Consider the following 21,655-nt stretch of genomic DNA (forward strand, 5'->3'; position numbering starts at 1 on the left):
GCAGACGCAGATGAGTCAAGTGATTTCCGTTCGCCGCCCGGCCGCCGACGCTTCGTTCGGCCAGGCGCTGAAAAATGCCGTGGTCGCCGCGATCCTCACGGCGATTCTCACGATCCCCGTGCTCGGCCTGCAGCTGAAGCTCGACGGCTATCAGGTCGTGCTCACGCCGCACTGGCGGCCGGTGTGGATCGCGGTCGCGGCCGTGTTCCTGTTCCAGCTGTTCAAACCGTGGTTCGTCCGCGCGAAGTCGGCGGTGAAGCTGCCGGCGGCGCCCGCGATGAGCGCGCGGCAGCAGCGCACGATCGTATGGGCGCTGCTCGCGGTCGGGCTCGTGTGGCCGTTCTTCGGCTCGCGCGGCGCGGTCGACGTCGCGACGCTCGCGCTGATCTACGTGATCCTCGGCCTCGGGCTGAACATCGTCGTCGGTTTCGCGGGCCTGCTCGATCTCGGCTACGTCGGCTTCTACGCGGTCGGCGGCTATACGTACGCGATGCTGAACCAGTATTTCGGCTTCACGTTCTGGGAATGCCTGCCGCTCGCCGCGATCGCGTCGGCGACGTTCGGCTTCCTGCTCGGCTTTCCGGTGCTGCGGCTGCGCGGAGACTATCTCGCGATCGTCACGCTCGGCTTCGGCGAAATCATCCGCCTGCTCGCGAACAACCTGACGAGTCTCACCGGCGGCCCGGACGGCATCTCGGGCATTCCGAAGCCGACCGTGTTCGGCATCGAGATGGCGCGCTCGGCGAGCGTCGAAGGCGCGAAGACGTTCCACGAACTGATCGGCCTCGAATACAGCGGCGAGCACATGGTGATCTTCCTGTACCTGCTCGCGCTGCTGCTGGTCGGCTTCACGCTGTTCGTGACGAGCCGCCTGATCCGCATGCCGATGGGCCGCGCATGGGAAGCGCTGCGCGACGACGAGATCGCATGCCGCTCGCTCGGGCTGAATCCGACGCGCATCAAGCTGTCGGCGTTCACGCTCGGCGCGGCGTTCGCGGGCATCGGCGGCGCGTTCTTCGCCGCGCGTCAGGGCCTCGTGAATCCGGAGTCGTTCACGTTCATCGAGTCGGCGCTGATCCTCGCGATCGTCGTGCTCGGCGGCATGGGCTCGCAGCTCGGCGTGATTCTCGCGGCGATCCTGCTGACCGTGCTGCCGGAAGTCGCGCGCGGCTTCGCCGAATACCGGATGCTGATGTTCGGTCTCGTGATGGTGTTGATGATGATGTGGCGTCCGCAGGGCCTGCTGCCCGCGAGCCGTCCCCACGTGGAGCTGCCGCAATGAGCGCGAATGCAGAACTGTTGAAGGTCGCCGGGCTGCAGATGCGCTTCGGCGGGTTGCTCGCCGTCGACGGCATCGACTTCGACGTGCGCCGCGACGAGGTGTTCGCGATCATCGGGCCGAACGGCGCGGGCAAGACGACGGTGTTCAACTGCGTCGGCGGCTTCTACCGGCCGAGCGCCGGCGACGTCGTGCTCGACGGCCACCGGATCGCCGGGCTGCCGAGCCACAAGATCGCGTTGAAGGGCCTGGTCCGCACGTTTCAGAACATCCGGCTGTTCAGGTCGCTCACGGTCGTCGAGAACCTGATGGTCGCGCAGCACCGCAAGGTGAAGTCGGGCCTGCTGCACGGGCTGTTCGCGACGCCCGCGTATCGGCGTGCGGAAAAGGAGGCGCTCGAACGCGCGGCCGTGTGGCTCGACCGGATGGGCCTGAGGTCGGTCGCCAATCGGCCGGCGGGCACGCTGTCGTACGGGCACCAGCGGCGTCTCGAGATCGCGCGCTGCATGATTACCGAGCCGCGCCTGCTGATGCTCGACGAGCCGGCGGCCGGCCTGAACCCGCAGGAGAAGATCGAGCTTCAGCATCTGATCGACCGGCTGCGCCGCGAGTTCGGCGTGTCGGTGCTGCTGATCGAGCACGACATGAGCCTCGTGATGGGCGTGTCGGACCGCATCCTCGTGATGGAGCACGGCCGGCCGATCGTGATCGGCACGCCGGAAGCGGTGCGCAACGACCCGCGCGTGATCAACGCGTATCTGGGGGAAGAGTGATGCTGAAGCTGGAGCAGGTCCATACGCACTACGGCGCGGTCGAAGCGCTCGCGGGCGTGTCGATCGAAGTGAACAAGGGCGAGATCGTCACACTGATCGGCAGCAACGGCGCCGGCAAGACGACGCTGATGATGACCGTGTGCGGCACGCCGCGCGCGTCGTCGGGCCGCGTGCTGTTCGAGGGCAACGACATCACCGCGATGTCCACGCATCAGATCATGCGGCAGGGGATGGCGATTTCGCCGGAAGGGCGGCGCGTGTTTCCGAGCCTGACGGTGCTCGAGAACCTGAAGATGGGCGGGTTCTTCGCGAGCCGCCACGAAATCGACGACGGGATCGAGCACGTTTTCAAGCTGTTTCCGCGGCTGAAAGAGCGCGCGACGCAGCGAGCCGGCACGATGTCGGGCGGCGAGCAGCAGATGCTCGCGATCGGCCGCGCGCTGATGAGCAAGCCGCGTCTGCTGCTGCTCGACGAGCCGACGCTCGGCCTCGCGCCGCTCGTGATCGCGCAGATCTTCGACATCATCCGGACGATTCGCGACGAAGGCGTGACGGTGTTCCTCGTCGAGCAGAACGCGAACAAGGCGCTGCAGGTCGCCGATCGCGGCTACGTGCTCGAGACGGGACGCGTCGTGCTCGCGGACACGGGCGCGAACCTGCTCGCGAACGACCGGATCAAGCAGGCGTATCTCGGCGGTTGATGCAGGACGCCGCCGGCCTGCAACGGGCCGGCGGCGCACGGTTTCATCATGGCGGTACGACTCGCGGAGGCAGGCGATGAAGGTCAAACGGATCGTCGCGAACATCGACACCCCGTCGATCGACGACGCGAAACGCTTCTATGGGCAGATCTTCGGTCTCGACGTGCTGATGGATCACGGCTGGATCGCGACGTACGGCAACGCGGAGCGGATGACGGTGCAGATCGGCTTCGCGTCGCAGGGCGGATCGGGCACGCCGACGCCCGATCTGTCGATCGAGGTCGACGACGTCGACGAAGCGCTCGCGCGGATTCGTGCGGCCGGCATTCCGGTCGAATACGGGCCGGCCGACGAGCCGTGGGGCGTGCGGCGCTTCTTCGTTCGCGATCCGTTCGGCAAGCTCGTCAACGTGCTCGCTCACGCGTGACGCGTGACGCGCGGCGCGCGGCGCTCATGCGCCGCGACCGTGACGGCGCTCATCCGTGCAGCGCGAGCCCTTTCACCGCCTTGTCCACCGCCTTCTTCGGCCCGTGCAGCGCGAGGCCGACCAGATCCGGATTGTCCGCATCCTCCGCGCGAAATGCCGCGCGGTTGGCCGCATCGTGCCCGGTCGAGAACATCGCGCGCACGTACGGCACGATCGTCAGTTCGCGCGTCAGCGCCTGCCGGTGCGCGGCCTGCAGGCCGTTCAGGTCGGCCGCGAATACCAGCATCGGCTGGCCGAGCATGCGGCCGTAGCGGCGCCCGGCCGCGTCCTCGTAAGGCTCGCCGAGCGCGTCGGGTGCGCCGGCCGCGATGCCCGTCGCGAGAAACGCGACCACATTGAGCTTCTGCCACGCGGCGAGATCGTCGCGCACGATCAGCGCTACTTTGGTATCGAACATGATTGCTCCTCGTTGGGGCCGTCATGATCGGATACCGCGTGCGATCAGTCTGGAACGTTTGTGCACAGCCGCCGGTACGCGGCCGGTGTGATCCGGTACGCGCGGCGGAACCAGCGGCCGAGATGGCTCTGATCGGCGAAGCCGACGTCGGCCGCGGCCTGCGCGGGCGTGCGGCCCGCCGCGAGCAGCCGGCGCGCGGCACGCAGGCGCAAGCGCACCAGATACGCATGCGGCGACGTGCCGAACGCGCGCTGGAACAGCCGCGTCAGCCGGAAGCGGTCGATGCCGGCGAGTTCGGCGAGCTCGTCCAGACCGAGATTCGCATCGACGTGTGCATGCAGCAGGTCGCGCACGCGTGCGATCGCGGGCGGCACGATGGTGGCGCTCGATTGCGCCGGATCGCGCAGCTCGCCGCCGAGCCGCGTGAGCAGCCGGTCGAGCGTCTGGTCGCGCGCGAGCTTGCCTTCGTTGCCGTGGAGCGCGACGAACGCTTGCCGGATCGCGTCGACGAGGCTGCGGTCGTCGACGAGCGTATGGCCGAACGCCGCTTCGACGCCGGCCAGGCCCGGCAGATTCAGCCGGCGAGCCGCGCGGTCGACCCACGCTTGCGGCAGGTACAGCATCGCGTACGTGAAGCCGCCGGCTTCGGGCGCGTGGCCGTCGTGCAGCGCGCCGGGCTCGATCAGGATCGCGCGGCCCGGCACGCTCGTATGCAGCGACCGATGACACTGGAAACGCTGGACGCCTTGTTCCGTGTAGCCGATCAGCATGTCGTCGTGGTCGTGCGGATCGTACGCGTGGCCGCTGAAGTGCGCGCGCAGGCTTTCGATGCCCGTTTCCGGATCGCGTCGCGCGACGAGCCAGTGGTCGCGCGTGCCGGTGTCTGTCGCGGCTGTCGTCATCGGGTGCCTCGTACGTCGTCGTTGCGTGCCCGATAGTGTACGCATGTCGGGCGACGGCTGCCGCAACGGCGCCGGCGTTCGCGGCGCGGGCGCCGCTCGAATCGTTACAGCTGCCATGCACGCGCGGCGCGCGGCGCGAGAGGAACCCGTGCCGCGTGCCGCGTCGAATCGTGCTGCGTCATGTGGGCCGGCCTGTGGTTGCGTCGCCCGCCCTGTGAATCGGCTTACGGAATACGAACGGCTTGATCTTCCGGCCTGAAGTGAAAATCGTAGTCGTCGTTGATCGACTGCGGCGGCGTGATACGGACGATCGGGACGAAGCCGCCATTGGTGACGTTGTAATAGTCTCTCTGATCCTTTTGCGCATTCGCGAGCGCTTGCCCCCCGGACTCCGAACCGGCCGCCACATAGAAGAACGATTGGATCGGCAGCTGTGCGGGATTGAGGTTCACCGGCCACGCGTTGATCACGAGCTCGTTGTGATCGCTGAACTCGGCCTCGCCCAGCAATTGCATTGCCCTGATCAGCTGGTTGAATGCGCCGGTCGTATTACCGTAAGGCGAACCGTGTCGCACGTCGAACGCGCATTGATAAAGGTTCCTTGTGTTGTCGCCTCCGGGCATCGCGTTCCAGTGGTTCATCCATGCTTCCGCGGTGACGATTCCTTGCTGCTGGCAGAGAACACTCTGCGTAGGAAACCGCTGCGTCGGTCCGCACCCGTGATCCGTCGGTCGATGGTCGGTCCAGCCGTCCATCGGAAAAGCGCACAGTACCTCGAGCTTTATTTTGTCTTCCGGGCCCTTGTACGGGCCGAGAACCGGAAACAGCGTGAATCCGTTTGCGCCCCCGCTCTTGAACCCGCCGAATTTCGCGTCTTTACGAAGATAGGAAAACGACACGCGCCCGGTTTTCTCGTCTTCAGGAGAAGGTTGCCACGAGTAGTAGTTTGTGCCTGGTACGGTTTCGCGAATGATGATGCCGGTGCATAAAAATACGGGAGCGGTATCGCTGCCGCAGTCGCCGTGCGTATCCATGTACTGATGCCACATGTCGCGCGCGGTGTGCGCGGTTGTGGCGCTGAGCACCTCGGCGGCGTTGGCCGAAGCGGCCCAGACAAATGTTGCGACGAAGGCAAGCCGATAAAGCGTCTTTCTCATTTCTCTCCTCCATATGCCAAGCACTGACCGTTTATGCCCCTCGTATCCATCCGTCAGCATTTAATGGACGAATGGACGTTATTCCCAATCGCGAAGACGGGTAACTGTCATTTACGACAGTTGGGGCGTAATAGGCATCTGTGTTTCCGGAAGCGGTTTTATAGAACCGATTGACCCGGCGAAGGAAATTCCGGTAGATGGGCCGCAGCCGGGTTGGAGCAACGCACAATAAATGCCAGGACGGCATGTCGCGATCACGGTGTCTTCGGGAGGCGGATCAAAAATCCTGCCCGGCGCGCCGCTCAATACTAAAGGGATTGATAGGTAGGCGTCGCTATTGTTAAGCGATATCGTCGGTAGCAGCCGCATTAATGAGCCGGCCCTTCGCGCGGCGGAGCTATCGAGTCTGAGGAGACGCTGGCGACAGGCGGGCGATGAGGACCGAGAGTGCAGGACGATGGCGATTGCCTGATGGAATCCTCTCGATAAAAGCCGGTTACGCGATAACTACCGAAATCAGTGAGCGAATCTCGCATTTGTCGTGACACAACGAGCATCTCACATGAATTTCACAAGCGCCGATGATTGAACAATGAGCGCTATTGGTTATGGCAACATGAAGCGTCCGATGGTGACGGGCAATAAAGTTGTGCAGTACCCAGCCTGATTTTGCTTGAATTTCTCAGCTACAGCGCTTGTTGTCGGCGTAAGTTGTATAGTGGCACCCTCGATTTTCAACGGAAAAATGGCGAAACCCGATGTGAATTCTTGCAACTGGCGAAGGTCAGTTCGCTGCGGCGAGTGTTCATCTCGATGAGTCGTTCCAGTCCGTTGCAGGCGTCGACGATCACGGCAAGGCACGTCTGCGATAGCAAGCGGTCGTATTCGTTGACGACGCCATCACGTAGCCGACGAGGCGGTAGATCGCCGACATATTGATCGTTGTCAGCGCCGCTTCGCCGCCAAAGAGCAGGTCGGCCAGTGCCATGTGTCTTGCCCTTTTCCGTTGTCTGGTGCCCTGCAAGTTCGGGCGAGGGGACTGAGATAGGTTTCATCGTGGAGGGTATTAAATCTGAACGTCGCGCGTATCGGCAGGAGCACGCGCGCCAGTTACTCGATCAGCTTCACGCATGGCTCACCGCCACGCTGGAAACGCTGTCGAAGAAATCCGACACGAGCCGGGCAATTCTCCGCAATGCCCGCGGTTGCCACGATAGGAACAGAAAGGTCAACGTCAGCCGGATATTGCCGCCACTTTGCGTGTTCACGCGGTCGAGGGCGGCACATCGCGCTGTGCAGGCGGCGGCCGCACAATCGAGCCGCGACGCGCGCGACTCTCGATCAAGCCCCGTCGGGCGGCCTCGCGAAAAGCGGCGTTTATCGTGTTCAGATGAAAACCGAGGTCATCGGCAATAGCGCGCTGTGTCGGCAGACGCTCACCCGGGCGGAAAACCCCGGACCGGATAGCGTCCTCGATCTGGTCGGCGATGGCCACATAGACCTTGCCGCGAATCCGTGAAAAGTCGGGCCGCCAGGCGTCGAGCAATCGTTCGCGCCTTCGGCCGATGGTCCGAGCGGTCCTGTCGTAAAAGGCTGTCGAGTTCATCGAGTTCGACATTGCAGGTCAATTAGCGGCCGACGCGGCCGAATTCTTTCAAGGTTTCCTGTAATAGCAGTGCATAGGCACCGCCACGCGAGCGGATCAGATGTCCCGAGTGGAACACGTGTTGGCATCACGCGTTGCTGCCCGTTGTGACAATAGCGGCAATAGAACAGGGAGAGTCGATGCGCCGGCCCAGGTCCTTCGACCCGGGCCGGCGTATGCGCTACTGAACGTAGAGCTCGGAGCTGGTTTGAGCGTCGGTCGCGGCCGACGCCTGCCCGCCGCTGACCAGCACGTTGCCGTCGTTCAGCGTGGTCAGTTGCGTCATGTAACGAGGCGAGTTCATCGATCCGGTGGGCAGCAGTTGCCCGTTCGAAGGATTGAAAATCATCGCGCTCTTCGGCATCGTGCTGCCGGTGGTACCGCCGGCGATCAGCGCAGTGCCGTCGTCGAGCCGCGTGACCATCGGGTTCGCCACGGCCGCCGGGAGGTCGCCTACCTTCGTCCAGCGGTCGGAGGCGGCCGAATACTGCTCGATTCCAGTCAGCTTGGTGTCGTTTGCCGGCGGCACTACATTCACCCCAGCGACCGCCAACGCGGCATCAGACGACAGCGTCGCGGATCCAAACGCATACCGGCTCTGGGTCAGCGGTCCCGCACTTTGCGTCCAGGACGATATGGCCGGTCCGGAGCTGTTCACGTTTGCCCATTCCGACATGGTTAGCGTCTTGTCACCGGATATGATATTGGATTGATATCCGCCCGCAACGAGTACCCTGCTGTTGTTATCGAGCAAGTACATCTGTGCGGACTCCACCGGCGCTGACAGGTCCGGACCAACCGTCCAGGTGTTCGAGGCCGGATCGTAGATCTCCGTTTCCTTTGTATCGGTGTTGGCCGAAACGCTACCGCCGGCCACGATCACCTGCCCGGCCGCGCTGATCGCCGCACCGGCAAGACGGCCCAGCTGCATCGGGGCGATCGGCGACCACGTGCGGGTAGCGGGGTCGAACATTTCGGCCGACGTCAGGATCGTGCCAAAGTTGTCCTGGCCCGATGCGACGAGGACCTTTCCGTCGACCAGTGCCGCGACACCTTTGTAGTGCGGGCTCGACATCGGCGGCTCTGAACTCCACACGCCGGTATCGGGGTCATACAAGTCCACTGCCGTGGTCAACGCACCGGTCTGGTCCTTACCGCCCAGAACGAGCACCTGGCCGTTCGGCAAGAGGAACTGCCACCCGCCATTGTAATGACCGGTCTTCATCGAAGTCGGCACGGGAACCCACGTGCCGCGCGGCACGACCTGAAGCTGGATTTGCGTGTGGGTCTGTCCGGCCGCATTGCTACCGACGATCGTGTAAGTCGTTTCGGGGCTCAGTACGATCGGCTTGCCGCTAATTTCGCCCGTCGTGGTATCGAACGTCATCCCGGCCGGAAGCGGAGGTTCGATCGAGAACTGCGCGATGGGGCCGCCGCTGCTGGACGGCGTGTTCGGCAAGATCTGCTTGCCTTCTCCATAGACCGCCCAGGTACGCTTGTAAGCGAGCCCGGCCGGCGGTTGCACGGCGTTCACGACCGAGATGGTCAAATCTTCGCTGACGGAACCCGCGCTGTTTTGGGCGGTAACGGTGTAGGTGGCCGCAGCGGACACCGCAGTCGGCGTACCCGTGATGACACCCGTCGACGTATTCAGCGTCAAACCCGCCGGCAGTCCTGGCGACACGCTGTAGCTCGATACGGCGCCTCCCTCGGGATTCGGATCGTTTGGCGCGATGGGCGTATTGACCGTGTAGACCGGATCCTTTTCCGTGTAGTTCAGGCTGCCCGGCGGCTGCGCCGGCTGGACCACGGTGATTCGAAGCGACGTGGCGGTCGAGCCGCCCGCATTACTGCCGGTCACGGTGTAAGACGCGGCCGCACTGACTTCGGTCGGTGTGCCGCTGATTACACCGCTGCCGGGATCGAGCACCAGGCCGGCCGGCAATTGCGGATCGACGGTGTAATGCGTGATCGCGCCACCCTCGCTGTGAGGATGGTTTTCCGGAATGGCCTGGCCCTGGGCATAGGAGACTACGTTCTGGTCGTAAATCAGGTTTGCAGGGGGCGTTACGGACGGCGTCGGGGGAGCGCCTCCCCCACAACCAGCCAGTGTTGCGCTGACTGCAAGCAGCGCGGTCAAGAATAAGTTTCGAATCATCGTGCTCTCCTTGGAGAATCCGGGGAGTCAGCAAGGAAGGCACGGCACCGTGCGTCAACTGCAAAGATTCTCTTCTTGCCAACCCGATCAACAGGCCACTGCCATCACGCAGAATCGGCCGCGAAAGACGCACTGACGTCATGAGTACCCAACGCCCACAGAATGCAGGCCAGGTCGAATCAAACGCTGTCTACCTGGAATGCGCCGTCAAGCACCAGATCTTTTCATGACGCGTGCGCCGACCCAACGGGCGTCGGCTGCTTTTGCATTGGGCGAATGCCCAAAGGAGAAAAGAGAGGCCAGCGGTGGTCTTTCCGTTCCGGGTCCACGCGCATACGCCGGTTCATCGGTTCGCGCGCGTGTCGATCAAGCCGGCGGCTTCAGCACGTCAAGGTCCCGGGTCGGCAAACGGGAGCACCAGCAACTCTGAATATTGAGTACCGTTGACGACGTACTCGGCCCGGAACTTGCCATACGCGTTGCCCGGCGTGGAGCGGTAATAACCGACAAAGTTCGATTCATCGGCCACTACCGTGAAGCCGTTGTCGACGTCGCCATCGGCCACGTCGTGCTCCATCGTGACGAAACCGTATTTCTTCACGTTGGTGCCGCCCAGGTAGCCTTCCAGATAAATATTGATCGTCACCTTGTCGCCATCCGCAATTCCGGTGTAGGGAGGGATCGACAACTCGAGGCCACCCGCAACGGTGGACGCGTTGACGACGGTCCAGATCGGCGGGACGATCGATGGCTGATCGTAGGTCCGCGTTACGACGGGAGGTTGGGGCGCCGGGATGGTGCCGATGACCGGAAACACGCGCAGCTTCGAATCCTTGCCATTGCCCGCCGGTGAACTGATGATGTATCCGGCGGTGTTGTTCGCGCCATCGGTCTGGAAATACGACTTTTTAATATAGAGCGGTGTAACGGAATAGTCGTATTCCGGTGTGCCTCGCGCGACAATTTCTTCGTTCAGCCAGATCGCCACATAGTAGCCGCTCCCGATACTGGCGGGCAAATACGCCGCCACGCCTTTGTCGTCGTATTTGTCCAGATCGACACGACCATCGTTGTCAAAATCGAAAATAATCGGAGGCAAGTCGCCGTTTCCGTTCTCGATGTTGGTGAATACGGCTGGACGCGAATCCTGCGCAACGTTATTGACATTCAGGTTCAGTTGGCAAATTGTCGTGGCCGCGTTCGAAAACGATATCGTCGCCCTGCCTTGCGAATTGGTCTCGAAGGGGTAACCGTCCTTGTCAGGGACGAGCGGGACCAGCAAGCCACCGGCTATCGGCTCCCATGCACTGGTCGGCGGATTCGGCGAGCCACCCCAATGACAACGCAGGCCGCGCACGGGCCTGCTCGTTTCGTCCAGCAGTGTGGTCGTCACGCCGATCTGCTGAGCCTCTTTGGGGCGTTCGTTCGAGCCGCGCGGATAGAGTTGCCCAATACTGCTCTTCATGCTTACCCATGAGCGAAGCTTTACGCACTCGTAAAGTGTGGAGAAGTGCCGTGGATCGAGATCGCTCCAGACCGAAATCGTCAGCAAATCGGGAAGGCTACCCAGGATCTCGATACTGTTCGTACTGGTGCCGTCTTCCAGCGTCTGCGTCTGTTGGGCTGTGAGTTGCACGAGGGCAGAGTCTGCGACCGCCAGCCAATGGATAGTTTGCCCCTTTACCGGGATGCCATCGGGAACCTCCAGTCGTACTACCAACTGGTTGCTTCCTTCCGCGATGAGAAGCGGGGTAAAAGGCAGCGGATAGAGGAAATTCAGACTGGCAGTAGACATGCGATTCTCCACTTACCGCGACGAGGCGGCCTATGTCGGAATAGGGAAGCTTCCCGTCGCGGTTCTTATGCGACGATCCTGATTTCGGTCGGATCGGAAGCCAGCGCTGAAATCAGGATCCCGTTGGTGTCGTACGGCGTTATCTGCAACGTGTGAGTCACATTTTTTTTGACCGTGTACGGAAATCCGCATTGCAGCGTCTTGCCGTCCTGCAGATCGAAATTGGTCAATGGAATGCCGATTCCACCAACCCCCAGCGCCCATCCGGCAATCGTCGCGGGTGTGGCGGGCACCGTCCAGGTGGCCATGACATAGCCGGATATCGAGTATTCGGCTTGAGTAATCTTCACCCGGTCGTCCTTCGCATTGCTGCTCATTGGCGTAGCCTCGCGTTCTTGTTGACGAGCGTCCGTCGACGATATGCATCGCCGATCGGCGCTCGATGACGGTGATTCGCTGCAGTTGGTCAGATCTCTTTCGGACTCAGCGGGAATGGATCACTATCCGTATCCGGCAGAGCCATACTTCCGAACCACGCTGCGACTGTACAGTTCAGGGTCTGCCAGAAGCCGGGCTTCAGTTTGTCGTCGTATTCCCGGTAGTACGAGACTTGGTCGATACCGATGGGATCACTGCTCCATGTTTCAAATCCGGTTCCCGATACGGTAACGATCAGCGAATTGGCACCTTCGCCAGTCTCCTCGTAGGGCTCCCACATAATCATGAAATGCCCCTTGTCTCCGTTTCCGGAAGTGTTTGCGACCAGATTCGCAAACAGAATGCGCATTTTCGGGTTCGTTTTCAGGCTCATTACCGATCCCCTTATGAGTGTGCCGAGGCGCCAACCCGCTGCCGCCCGGCATTGGGCGATTGGGCTAGTGGTTTTCCAGCGCTTTTCTGCCGAGAACAGCCTGCATCTCGTTATCGCCGACCAGCACACCGGCGGCATAGAACACGCGGTCCTGCGGCATAGCGAGCGGCTTTCCGTCGGTCTGCTCGAGATCGAGGTTATAGACCTGGACGCCGGGCTTTCGTACCTCCGCCTTGGCCTCACGCACGGTGGTCGAGCCCGCGAGCGTGTAGATGGTGTCTCCGCGCCGCAGTTGCCGCGCCTCGAGCATCCCTCGAGCGGTCGGTATCGGATGCGCAGGGGTAACGAACAGTGAGCCGCCCCTCTGATCGACGATATGGACGAGCTCGCTATCGGTACCGATCACGGTATGCTTGACCCGGAGATTCTGCCCACCTTTGCTCCGCACAACGTCACCTGACCGCACCAACTCGATCTTTTTCCGACTTCCATCGGCCATGGTGATCAGCGTGCCTTTCAAAATGCATCCGTACTGAAATTGAAGCGGATAAATCTGCGCGACGCTGTTCGCAATGTTATTTCCCTGATTGTTGCTCGTGATAACCGCCTGGACGTTGTATGTGCTATTGCCGGATTTTGTCTTGACGAAGAACGTCATGATGAAATCCCATGTCGCATATGGGCCGACGAGCTGATAGCACAGCAATCCGAAATCAGCTTTATCCCATTTATAGGTGAGCGTCTTTCTATCTTGCGATACCTGGAAGTGACTCCAGAAGTCCGCATAATTGTTATTGTCAATGAGCGAAAGCTTGCACCCTCCGCCGATTCCGCGCGGTATTACATACAACGTTGGATAATCGGTTGTGTCACTGTCCTGCCAGGACGTTCCGTCGGCAAGCGGATCGTAATAGGTGACGCTTCCGCTGATTGGCGTAAGGACATGCGTGTCGGAATTTGCCACATGCGGGTCATACATCGGTCCGTAATCGCAGGTGCTGCCGGTTCCATCCGAATTTGAGCGATTCAAGCAGATGATCACGCCGCTTGCTGCCGTCTGCGGAGTATTGTTGACGTACTGCGGAGCTCCAGGGGCAATGGCTTTGGGCACACCGTGAATTTTCGCCAGATCGAACCCGCAGGGTCCCGTGCTCGCGCCATCCTTGATGTAAGTGAAGGTGCCGCCGACCCTGACTGGCTCCCCGCTCGGGTTATTGGGGGGGCCCACTTGTTCGGTCGTATGAAAAAGCCTGAATTTTCCGTCGTCGCCTTGGGGTTCCGCGGTGCCGGAGGCGATCGGATCCCCGTCGCTGTCATACACGTCGAGCGTATCGACATAAGAGTCGGCGCCCTTATAGATGCTATCAAGGCCATCGACGTTCACATTGGTAAAATCTCCGTTTGCGTCGACGCCGACGAGATCGTAGACATGCTGCAGCTGATTGACCACTGCCCCCGTGCAAGCGTTGTCATCCAGCGCTTTGCCTGCCGCGAGTGTGGCCGCCTGCTGACGTTTGGTACGTTGCAACGCTGCAAAAAACTGCGGCCGGTTCTGCGGTGTCAGTCCGTGCTGTTCGAGCAACCGGTAGTACGCACGCTCGTTCACGGGGTCGGCAAGGTTGATGAGCCCTTTTTTGCCGTGCAAACTGTCGAACATATGCCGGAGGTCGGATTTTTCTGCGGCCGTGAGTGGACGCCCGACGGAAGTCGATGCATACGCCCCGTAAGCACCAACAAAAAAAGCAACAAACGTTGCCAAAAGCATTTTGCGCAGCATTGGTCTCTCCGGCATCGGTAGTTGTGATTGTCGACTGGAAACGACCTTCAACTCCGGTGACCGGGAAGGTCACCGGATAAAGGCCGATTACGCGGTTTCCAGCGCCCACGGATTGCTTCTATATTTTGAGTAATGTTTCCCACTGGTGCCGGTGGCATAGAAGTCTATATACAGCGTGCTTCCTTTGGCGAAGCCGGTAAGTTGGAACTGGTCCATGTAGTAGACAAGGTTATTCTTGTTCGAGTTGGTAACCTTGAGTGCGGCGCTTGGTGGCGTCGTGATCGTGCGTTGCAAGGGGTCACCGTTGACATCCGTTCCGCTCGCGTACCCGGTGACGTAGATAGTGTCGCCGGCCTTGAGCAGATTTTGGTCATTAGGGATGGAAACCGGCAGGCCGTTGGCTATCTCCCCGACATTGACCACCTGAATCGAGGAATTCAGTACCGGCATTTGATAAGGTCGGTCGGTGATTGAAGGGTCGGGCTGGTTTTTGAACGTACCCGATGCAGTAAACGTCAGCACCTGGGACTCGTACTTTCCCGTAATGCCGGAGTCGTCCAGCACCATGTAATAAAGACGATTCTGATACGAGGCCGTGGTTGAAAGCAGCGACTTCGATACTTCCACTCCCGCGCGGAGATCTTTGACCGTGGGCAAACTGGCACTTACGATCGGGACGCCGTTCACCACGATGACAACTGGCGTGGTCGCGTCGTATGAAGCACCGTTTCCATTCGCATCGGCCGTTACGGTGAAGGTGGCACCGGCGTCGCCAAGGTCCAGGTTTCCGTTGTCGATGGTTGGCGAGGTGTTCGCAAGCGGCAGCGTTCCGTTGCCGTCCGGATCCGCGATCACCACCGTTACTTGCTGACCCTGGTTCCCCGAGCCTGTTCCGATGTTGAACCGATAGATTCCTGCGAACGTGGCCGCAACGTTTATGGTCACGGTGCCGAGGTCCGTTCCGCTGGCGGCGGTCGTAACCTTATTGCTAGTGAGCGGCGCAGAATGGTCGCTGTTATAAAACAGAACATTGCTTTCAGCAGACAATTCAAGCGTATATCCACCGACCAATGCTTTGCTGCCATTGACTACTGACAACTTCAACGTCAAGAATTGATCGTCGTCGGTGGTGTCTATTACGTGGGTGAACGGCGCAACCGCATATAATTTATTGCCGGTCGACTGCGGAAAGTTGACGAATCTATTAATGAAGTTGTAGGTTACATTCCCTCCAGTAATGTCAGTGCCATTATTCTGAAGGTTGAAGGTCATCGACAGATCGCTCTGTTCGGTTAAATGTTGCAGGGTGGCGACGACCTTTGTCGTATCGACGCCAACGATCATTTTCTTTGGATAAATAGATAGATCGTTATCAGTGCCCGTGTAAGTCCACGTAATGGCGTCGCTTGTGCTGAATCCGGTGAGATGGACAGTCACCTGATATGGGACATCAAACAGCAGATTGGAACCGGTGGGTGGATCGAACCCCGTGATTTGGCCAGCCATTTTTCGCTCCTGTCGTCGACAAAACCCCGTTCCAGCGCTGCAAAAATACTTGTGATATGGCTTGCATGCAGGCTGTTTAGCGGATACTGGCAGAAGGAAAATGCCGTCGATACCTCATAAGGTTGATAGTTGCAAAAAGATAGAAAAGGGTGTATGGGGCTGGCCGGTCGGGCATCATTGGAGACGAGGTCGCGCACATGTCAGATGAATCGAAATCAGTGGGCGCGTCCCGCATTTGTCGTGACACAACGAGCATCTCCCATGAATTTCACAAGCGTCGACGATTGAACAATGAGCGCTATTGGTTATGGCAACACGAAGCGGCCGATCGAACGATCGCGTTCGCGGAGCTTTACGAGGTTCGATAGCGAAGTCATGCCGATCGGTCGATGAAAGCCCCGGCGTCGGAACATAGGCCCCGGGGAACGGCATAAAGAAAACAAAAGAACGTTGTAAGAGGGCGGATGGGAAGACACTGTCCCGCGTCGCGCGCAAAGGCACGAACGGAACTCGTGTCTGCTTGTGCCGGCGCGACCCGTACGTCGACACTCGACATGCTTTCGGCGCACACCGAACAGGATTTTTGAAACTGCCGCCAAGAACGTTCGTCGCGTGAATCTCTTCAAGCTCGTCCGCGCGTCGACTCGAGCAAATCGGCAAGTCATATGTCGGCTTCATGATTCTGTACCGGGCGCGAGCACACCGCTGCTATCATCGCGCGACAAACGAACGAGGGTCCCGCTGCGTATCGTGCATTCGGCGCGCAATCGCGCCCTGCCCGACAGGCATCGTCGCTGCACTTGCATGGCTGCCGACAGCCACGTTCGAGATCAGACGATGAACGACGTTCGGTCCGACGGATGTCGAATTCATCGAGATTTGCCGACAGCAGCGAGACCAGATCGAATAAAGAATGAACGGCACATGCGACCCGGACGGGGAGAAACCGGAACACGCAACCGAACGATCGGAATGCGCGGTTCCAATATGGCCGCGTAACGGGCGCGCAAATCGCGACACGGCGATGCTCTGTCAACCGCTCACGAATGCAGCGTCCTGTTGCTGAAAACCTTTTACCGATGATCCGGAAACTGGAGACCAATCAATGAAGAAAGACCTTCGCTCGTTCCCGCTCGTTGCAGCCGTACTCGTCGCAACGGCACTTTCCGCTTGCGGTGGCGACGACGTGAATCCGTCGGGCGCGGCGGCATCCGTGCCCGCATCGTCCGCTACGCCGGCACCGTCGCCGTCGCAACCGTCGGCGCAGGCTGCCTGCCGGCCGAGCGGCAAGTTCACGTATTCGGGTTCCGCATCTCAGGTGGCGGCGAACAACGGGCAACTCGCGGTGATCGTCGTGCCGACCCTGCCGAGCGCGTACTCGAAGAACCGAAACATGACCGCGCCTAACGCGCCCGCATCGAGCCAGGTTCAGCAGGCAAGCGGTGCGTTCACGACGCTTGCGTCGTCGTCGGCGGCCACCGACTGTCTCGGGCTCGATCACGGTGCGGTAACGGAGATTCAGAGCGTCGGCAGCGACGTGGCGATCGGCCGCTGGAATCAGGCGATGGACACGGACGGCAACACGTACAGCAGCGACCAGGGCGTTCATTACGCGGTCGGCACGCCGCTGACGCTGTCCGCGACGACCGGCACGCTCGCGTGTACGCAGCTGATCGCGGACAACGTGGCGAACAGCGCCGGCACGCCGGGCGGGACGCTCGGAACGAGTTCGGCCACGCTCAATCTTGCTACGCGCACGCTCGACAATCTGAATCTGACGATCAACGGCGCAAACGGCACGTACACGCTGACGAGCGCGCAGACGCCGTTGAACGGTGCGGCGACGAGCGGCCAGTTGACGGTGCAGACGGCGGTCGTCGGCCATGATGCAACGCAGCCGCTGGTCGCCGTCGGCTATTCGACGTCGTCGGTCGGCGGTGTCGTCGTGCTGTCGTGCAAGTGACGAGCGCGACGAGCGCCGGGCCGCTCACGCGGAACGTCCGGGGCAACCGGAATTCGAACGATCGACCGGCCGCGCGCGTCGTGGCGTGAGCAACGATGCGTCGGCCCGCGAACGAGGCCGGCGCATCGCGCGATACGGACGCGGCGGGATCTGCGGTCGTGCGGCGGGGTTCGTCGGAGAGCGATACACGTACGAGCGTCGAAGTTTGCGCATCGCTCGACGTCGACGATCCGGTCTCGATCGACGCGTGCTGCAGCGGCTTGCGGCGCACGGATACGACATCGCGTTGCCGCCGCAACGAAGCCTGCGTCCGACGTCGGCCGACGGAGCGCTCCGGGCTGCCGTGCCCCACACCGCTGCGGACCTGCGGCGACTCGAGCGCGATACGGCTTTCGTCGCAGCTTCCGATAACACGTTCTTCCGTCGCAGCGCCGACGATCTCGCGCCGGCACCGCGCGGTGTCCGGACCTTACAGCGGTCGCAGCCCGAAGATGAAATCGGCTTCGACCGACGCGCCTTTCGGCAATTGCAGCACGCCGACCGACGAGCGCGTATGCACGCCTTCGTCGCCGAGCACCGCGTACAGCACGTCCGACGCGCCATCCGCGACTTCGCTTTGCATCGTGAAGTCCGGCGCGCTGCGCACATAGACGGTGATCCGCGGAACCGTTGCGATCGCATCCAGCGTGCCGCACCGTTTGCGGATCAGCGATAGCGCGCGCAGCGTCGAAATGCCGGCCGCGCGACGTGCATCGTCGAGCGTGACGGACTCGCCGACGATACCGACGAAATGCACGACGTTGCCGATTCGCGGAATCTGGCCGGCGACGTACGCCGTGCGACCGTCGGTCAAAACGGGTGTGTACTTGCCGCCGATTCTGATTTCTTCGTCCGGATCGAATCGGTAGTCGGCCGCAATCTGCCGCAACTTGTCGTCTCTCGTCATGGATGTTCTCGCTGGCGCCGTGGAATGTGATGACGGGCGATAGATTACCGCGAGGCGGCGTTGCAGCGGTTGCCGTGACGGCGCTACGTGAGGTCGCCGGCGTGCGGAAAACCGCCGGCGACCGGCGCCGAACGACGCATCGATGCATCGACGCGATGCGTCATTCGGCATGCATCGTCACGTCAGCGTGCGCGGCGATATCGCGACACGACCTTTTCCCACAGCACGTTGATCGTATCGACCGGCGTCCATGTCGGGATCGACGTGTGCGCCTGCAGGCATCGGTAGCGGACACCCTGGTAGCTCACTTCGTCCCCGACCGCGTACGCGACGCCGGCCGCCCATTCCGGTGTGCCGCCGTTTTCCGCTGCGGTCCGAACGATCAACACGTTGCTCGGCAGCGACAACCAGCCGCGCGTATCGACCGCGGCGACGAAGTAGCGATACTCGGTATCTGGCGACAGGCCCGTATCGACGAATTCGGTGCGGGACGGACCGGTTTCGTCGACCTGGATCCCGTTCCGATACACGCGATATGCGCTGATCGGATAGCTGCCGGTCGACTTGCCCCACATCAGATGCACGGAGTCGGCCGTCTCGCCCATCGAGTGCAGATGCTGCGGCGGTTTCGGCTGCGCGGGCTCGCCGTTGCCGAGCGTCCGGACGACGATCGTTGCGCTGCGCTCCGACTGGCCGCCCTCCGTGTCGGTCGCGCGTACGTAATACGCGTACTCCGTATCGGGTTCGAGCCCGCGGTCGACGTAGCGTGTGGACGCGGCATCCACCTTGACCAGCGGCAGATCATTGCGATAGACGGAGTAGAAGTCGATCGGCACTTCGGTCGGCGGCGCCTGCCAGCTCAGTTCGATCGACGACGTCGTCACGTCGACCGCCTGCAGCTCGCGCGGCGGCTGCGGACGATGTCCGCCGCTTTCGCCGAACTCCAGATCGACGACCTGGTAGAACGCGTTACCGGTATTCGCGACCTCCCATACGGCCAGTACCACGTGATAGCCGACACGCTCGGGCAGCACGATCTCGTGCGTGGTGGGCGCGGGCGGCCACAGGCCGTCTTCATGTTCCCAGTACGGCTGCAGAAGGCTCTCGACCTTATGGAACGGTTCCGCTTCGAATTGACTGCGGCTGAGCTTTTCGTGCGGATTCCAGTCGTGCTTCGTGATGAAGTAGTTGTAGCGACGCGATGCGTGGCGCGCCGAGTAGTTCCACGAGAACCGGATCGCGTCGCCGCCGCGCACTGTGTGCTTTTTCCAGTGCGTGCCCGGTTCGTCGAGGAACAATGCAGCCGGAAAACCGGCGCTTGCGATCTCCCCGTCGGCGGGCGGCGTCGCGTTCGGAATGTCGGTCGGCGCGGCATTGTCGGTCAGGCCGTTCGCCGTGGCCGGGAAGAACTTGCCGGCCTCGAGGCTGTTCGTGTCGTAGTAGCCGAGCTTGCCATCGAGGTAGGCAAACGTTGCGCGCGACTCCGGAGAAAACACGTGTCCGTGGCGGACATGCTTGTTTCGAAAGTTGGCCATTTTTGTTTACTCCATCGAATGTGAGAATGCGAACGACGCGTTGCGCCGTCACTGCCGGGCCGCGGCTAGCCCATTCCACAGCATGTCCGCGCGTGACGGCAGCCAGAACCGGTTCGACGTGTGTTCCTGGATGCACGTGTAGCGGTGTCCGTCGTACACGACGCCATCGCCGCGGTCGTACCAGGTGTCTTCGCGCCACGGCGGGAAATCGCCGGGGCCGGGCCCGGTCTCGGCTTCGGTCGACACGGTGAGCGGCGCGCTGCGATCGGACGTCGCGCCGGTGTCGTCGGTCGCGGTGACTTCGTACCGATACGCGGTGCCTGCCGTCAGCCTGGTGTCCTCGAAGCGAGTTGTGGCCGGCTCGCCGATCCGGCCGCCGTTTCGATAGACGGTGTAGCGGACGATGGGGCGCGGGCCGGAAGCCGCATTCCATTCGAGCGACACGCTTTGTCGCGTCTGGCTCGGCGAACGCAGGCCGGTCGGTGCCGCGGGACGCTCGCCGGGGCCTTCGCCGCCGGTCAGGAAGCCGTAGCGCCGGACGAATTCCCAATCGTACGGGCGGCCGTTCTTGTCCGATCCGTCGTCCCAGCTGACCGACCAGGTCATGAGCCCGCGAATCGCTTTGCCGGCGTTTTCCAGGCGCTCCAGTGCATGAATGGCGTCCTGCGCGTTGTTCACGTAGCCGCTGGCGGCCGCGTCCGGGTTGCTCGGCAGCCCGATTACGAACTTGTCGTTCGGGATTCGCATATAGTCGCGCGTGCCCGTGACGAGACTATCGGTAAGGTAATAGAGAAAATCCTGCTTTTTTTCGTCGTCGTCGGCCTTGAGCCAGCCAACTCCGTCTACCCATACGCCGTCTCCGCCCTGGTTGTAGTACTGCGGCGCGATGAAGTCGTAATATCCTTCGAGTGCTTTGATATACGGCACATATTTGCCGTTTTGCCGCAAATACGGGAATTCTGGCGCCATCGAGATAATGAAGTTCTTGCGCTCTTTCGCGTAATGGTCCTTGACCATACGCAATGCGGCCGGGATGACGGTCTGGTTGTCCGCGTAGTCGATGGCCGACTGCTCGAGATCGATATCCAGTCCGTCGAAGCCGTAGGTCTCGACCAGCCGGACGATCTCGTGAGCGAGGTCGTCTTCCTGCCCAGTGTGCAGCTCGATATGCGCGTCCGCGCCACCGAGCGAGATGAGCACCGCTCGTTGCCGCGCATTCAAGGCGCCGATCTGCCGGCGGAACTCGGCGTCGGACGTGTTGTACGGGCGAAACGTCGGAATGCCTTGCCCCTTCATGAAGGCGACGGCAACCACGTTGTACGCGTCGGGTATGTCGGTCAGCGGCATCTCCGCAAAGCGGCCGCCCCGATATCCCTGCCCGGCGTCGGACGGCCAGTTGTGCCAGAACCCCATCAGGATCTTCCGGCCGGAAACGTCGATCATCGCCGATGCGGCGTCCTCGTTCCTCGCGCGAAACGTGTCGATAATTTTTGGATTCAGCATGAGCATGTGCTCCGTGTCTTAAAGCCCAGGTTAGGGTGCGTTTCGACGCGAACGGGCAGAAACCGTTATCGCGGAAGTGTCTCGAAGCGCACGGCCGCGGCGACAAGCCGCCCGAAACCCGTCGTCAAAGAAAAACGGGAATCGGGAAACAAATCAAAAGGCCGGCTGGTCGACTTTTTTATTATGCATGCAAATATGCCGGGTCGGCTCGATTAATATTAAATTCACTGAGCCAAATAATTATGAGGGCGATAATTTTAAATCGGTAAATTCCGGATATCGGATTGTGGTGATAAAAGGGCATTTTATCGCCATGGTTC

At 61.3% G+C, this 21,655-nt stretch carries 19 protein-coding genes and 1 pseudogene; 6 read left to right on the forward strand and 14 right to left on the reverse strand.

Annotated features, from left to right (window positions below):
• The first annotated feature begins 10 nt into the window (after positions 1-10).
• The 4 genes from BUB20358_RS01835 (at position 11) to BUB20358_RS01850 (ending at position 3,180) form a co-directional block, all read left to right on the forward strand.
• The gene (locus BUB20358_RS01835) at positions 11-1,282 is read left to right on the forward strand and encodes a high-affinity branched-chain amino acid ABC transporter permease LivM (RefSeq protein WP_006766329.1); all 1,272 of its coding nucleotides are present in this window, start codon (positions 11-13) and stop codon (positions 1,280-1,282) included.
• Positions 1,279-2,052 (forward strand): high-affinity branched-chain amino acid ABC transporter ATP-binding protein LivG, encoded by a 774-nt coding sequence (livG, locus tag BUB20358_RS01840; protein WP_006766328.1) that lies wholly within the window; start codon positions 1,279-1,281, stop codon positions 2,050-2,052. The genes BUB20358_RS01835 and livG overlap by 4 nt, the downstream gene beginning before the upstream one ends.
• Positions 2,052-2,753: an ABC transporter ATP-binding protein gene (locus BUB20358_RS01845; RefSeq protein WP_035974466.1), complete on the forward strand. Its 702-nt coding sequence runs from the start codon at positions 2,052-2,054 to the stop codon at positions 2,751-2,753. Before livG ends, BUB20358_RS01845 begins: the two co-directional genes overlap by 1 nt.
• Before the next feature lie 76 nt (positions 2,754-2,829).
• Positions 2,830-3,180 (forward strand): VOC family protein, encoded by a 351-nt coding sequence (locus BUB20358_RS01850; RefSeq protein ID WP_006766326.1) that lies wholly within the window; start codon positions 2,830-2,832, stop codon positions 3,178-3,180.
• Between the two features lie 49 nt (positions 3,181-3,229).
• On the opposite strand, the gene BUB20358_RS01855 is transcribed toward BUB20358_RS01850, so the two are convergent.
• From BUB20358_RS01855 to BUB20358_RS01870, 4 genes are all read right to left on the reverse strand, one after another.
• Positions 3,230-3,637 carry a DUF2000 domain-containing protein gene (locus BUB20358_RS01855; RefSeq protein ID WP_006766325.1) on the reverse strand — a complete coding sequence of 136 codons (408 nt, stop codon included), beginning with the start codon at positions 3,635-3,637 and terminating at the stop codon, positions 3,230-3,232.
• A 44-nt stretch (positions 3,638-3,681) separates the two neighbouring features.
• Positions 3,682-4,539 (reverse strand): AraC family transcriptional regulator, encoded by an 858-nt coding sequence (locus tag BUB20358_RS01860; protein WP_006766324.1) that lies wholly within the window; start codon positions 4,537-4,539, stop codon positions 3,682-3,684.
• A 224-nt stretch (positions 4,540-4,763) separates the two neighbouring features.
• Positions 4,764-5,696, reverse strand: a complete 933-nt coding sequence (locus tag BUB20358_RS01865) for a hypothetical protein (protein ID WP_035975357.1) — start codon at positions 5,694-5,696, stop codon at positions 4,764-4,766.
• Positions 5,697-6,543: 847 nt separating this feature from the next.
• Positions 6,544-6,684 (reverse strand): hypothetical protein, encoded by a 141-nt coding sequence (locus BUB20358_RS01870; RefSeq protein ID WP_158380432.1) that lies wholly within the window; start codon positions 6,682-6,684, stop codon positions 6,544-6,546.
• An 86-nt stretch (positions 6,685-6,770) separates the two neighbouring features.
• On the opposite strand from BUB20358_RS01870, the pseudogene BUB20358_RS28160 reads away from it, so the two are divergent.
• Positions 6,771-6,887: pseudogene (locus BUB20358_RS28160) on the forward strand (IS66 family transposase); the annotation flags it as partial.
• A 73-nt stretch (positions 6,888-6,960) separates the two neighbouring features.
• On the opposite strand, the gene BUB20358_RS01875 reads toward BUB20358_RS28160, so the two are convergent.
• From BUB20358_RS01875 to BUB20358_RS01905, 7 genes are all read right to left on the reverse strand, one after another.
• A complete protein-coding gene (locus BUB20358_RS01875; RefSeq protein WP_223296951.1) occupies positions 6,961-7,242 on the reverse strand; it encodes a GntR family transcriptional regulator in 282 nt (93 codons plus the stop codon).
• 280 nt (positions 7,243-7,522) lie between these two features.
• Positions 7,523-9,481, reverse strand: coding sequence for a putative Ig domain-containing protein (locus BUB20358_RS01880; protein WP_158380433.1), 1,959 nt, complete (start codon positions 9,479-9,481; stop codon positions 7,523-7,525).
• A gap of 406 nt (positions 9,482-9,887) precedes the next feature.
• Entirely contained in the window at positions 9,888-11,294 is a 1,407-nt protein-coding gene (locus BUB20358_RS01885) for a hypothetical protein (protein WP_035974463.1), read from the reverse strand.
• A gap of 65 nt (positions 11,295-11,359) precedes the next feature.
• Positions 11,360-11,671 (reverse strand): hypothetical protein, encoded by a 312-nt coding sequence (locus BUB20358_RS01890; RefSeq protein WP_035974462.1) that lies wholly within the window; start codon positions 11,669-11,671, stop codon positions 11,360-11,362.
• 89 nt (positions 11,672-11,760) lie between these two features.
• Positions 11,761-12,105, reverse strand: coding sequence for a hypothetical protein (locus tag BUB20358_RS01895; protein ID WP_035974460.1), 345 nt, complete (start codon positions 12,103-12,105; stop codon positions 11,761-11,763).
• Positions 12,106-12,169: 64 nt separating this feature from the next.
• A complete protein-coding gene (locus BUB20358_RS01900) occupies positions 12,170-13,882 on the reverse strand; it encodes a Hint domain-containing protein (protein WP_123806754.1) in 1,713 nt (570 codons plus the stop codon).
• An 87-nt stretch (positions 13,883-13,969) separates the two neighbouring features.
• The gene (locus BUB20358_RS01905; protein ID WP_094190672.1) at positions 13,970-15,388 is read right to left on the reverse strand and encodes a hypothetical protein; all 1,419 of its coding nucleotides are present in this window, start codon (positions 15,386-15,388) and stop codon (positions 13,970-13,972) included.
• A gap of 1,105 nt (positions 15,389-16,493) precedes the next feature.
• On the opposite strand from BUB20358_RS01905, the gene BUB20358_RS01910 reads away from it, so the two are divergent.
• Entirely contained in the window at positions 16,494-17,351 is an 858-nt protein-coding gene (locus BUB20358_RS01910) for a hypothetical protein (RefSeq protein ID WP_045552234.1), read from the forward strand.
• Between the two features lie 469 nt (positions 17,352-17,820).
• Here the strand turns inward: BUB20358_RS01910 and BUB20358_RS01915 are convergent, their stop codons facing one another.
• The 3 genes from BUB20358_RS01915 to BUB20358_RS01925 all read right to left on the reverse strand — a co-directional run bounded on the left by BUB20358_RS01915 (position 17,821) and on the right by BUB20358_RS01925 (position 21,341).
• On the reverse strand, positions 17,821-18,297 hold the full coding sequence (locus BUB20358_RS01915) for a RidA family protein (RefSeq protein ID WP_006766320.1): 477 nt from the start codon (positions 18,295-18,297) through the stop codon (positions 17,821-17,823).
• 182 nt (positions 18,298-18,479) lie between these two features.
• A complete protein-coding gene (locus BUB20358_RS01920) occupies positions 18,480-19,832 on the reverse strand; it encodes a lytic polysaccharide monooxygenase (protein WP_006766319.1) in 1,353 nt (450 codons plus the stop codon).
• A 48-nt stretch (positions 19,833-19,880) separates the two neighbouring features.
• On the reverse strand, positions 19,881-21,341 hold the full coding sequence (locus BUB20358_RS01925; RefSeq protein ID WP_006766318.1) for a glycosyl hydrolase family 18 protein: 1,461 nt from the start codon (positions 21,339-21,341) through the stop codon (positions 19,881-19,883).
• Between the last annotated feature and the right edge of the window lie 314 nt (positions 21,342-21,655).

Source organism: Burkholderia dolosa (assembly GCF_902499135.1).
Lineage (GTDB): Bacteria > Pseudomonadota > Gammaproteobacteria > Burkholderiales > Burkholderiaceae > Burkholderia > Burkholderia dolosa.

Coding starts and splice junctions, on each gene's coding strand:
- BUB20358_RS01860 (WP_006766324.1), bottom strand. CDS start 4,539: ATGACGACAGCCGCGACAGACACCGGCACGCGCGACCACTGGCTCGTC.
- BUB20358_RS01900 (WP_123806754.1), bottom strand. CDS start 13,882: ATGCTGCGCAAAATGCTTTTGGCAACGTTTGTTGCTTTTTTTGTTGGT.
- BUB20358_RS01895 (WP_035974460.1), bottom strand. CDS start 12,105: ATGAGCCTGAAAACGAACCCGAAAATGCGCATTCTGTTTGCGAATCTG.
- BUB20358_RS01925 (WP_006766318.1), bottom strand. CDS start 21,341: ATGCTCATGCTGAATCCAAAAATTATCGACACGTTTCGCGCGAGGAAC.
- BUB20358_RS01885 (WP_035974463.1), bottom strand. CDS start 11,294: ATGTCTACTGCCAGTCTGAATTTCCTCTATCCGCTGCCTTTTACCCCG.
- BUB20358_RS01855 (WP_006766325.1), bottom strand. CDS start 3,637: ATGTTCGATACCAAAGTAGCGCTGATCGTGCGCGACGATCTCGCCGCG.
- BUB20358_RS01905 (WP_094190672.1), bottom strand. CDS start 15,388: ATGGCTGGCCAAATCACGGGGTTCGATCCACCCACCGGTTCCAATCTG.
- livG (WP_006766328.1), top strand. CDS start 1,279: ATGAGCGCGAATGCAGAACTGTTGAAGGTCGCCGGGCTGCAGATGCGC.
- BUB20358_RS01920 (WP_006766319.1), bottom strand. CDS start 19,832: ATGGCCAACTTTCGAAACAAGCATGTCCGCCACGGACACGTGTTTTCT.
- BUB20358_RS01865 (WP_035975357.1), bottom strand. CDS start 5,696: ATGAGAAAGACGCTTTATCGGCTTGCCTTCGTCGCAACATTTGTCTGG.
- BUB20358_RS01845 (WP_035974466.1), top strand. CDS start 2,052: ATGCTGAAGCTGGAGCAGGTCCATACGCACTACGGCGCGGTCGAAGCG.
- BUB20358_RS01835 (WP_006766329.1), top strand. CDS start 11: ATGAGTCAAGTGATTTCCGTTCGCCGCCCGGCCGCCGACGCTTCGTTC.
- BUB20358_RS01910 (WP_045552234.1), top strand. CDS start 16,494: ATGAAGAAAGACCTTCGCTCGTTCCCGCTCGTTGCAGCCGTACTCGTC.
- BUB20358_RS01915 (WP_006766320.1), bottom strand. CDS start 18,297: ATGACGAGAGACGACAAGTTGCGGCAGATTGCGGCCGACTACCGATTC.
- BUB20358_RS01890 (WP_035974462.1), bottom strand. CDS start 11,671: ATGAGCAGCAATGCGAAGGACGACCGGGTGAAGATTACTCAAGCCGAA.
- BUB20358_RS01850 (WP_006766326.1), top strand. CDS start 2,830: ATGAAGGTCAAACGGATCGTCGCGAACATCGACACCCCGTCGATCGAC.
- BUB20358_RS01870 (WP_158380432.1), bottom strand. CDS start 6,684: ATGGCACTGGCCGACCTGCTCTTTGGCGGCGAAGCGGCGCTGACAACG.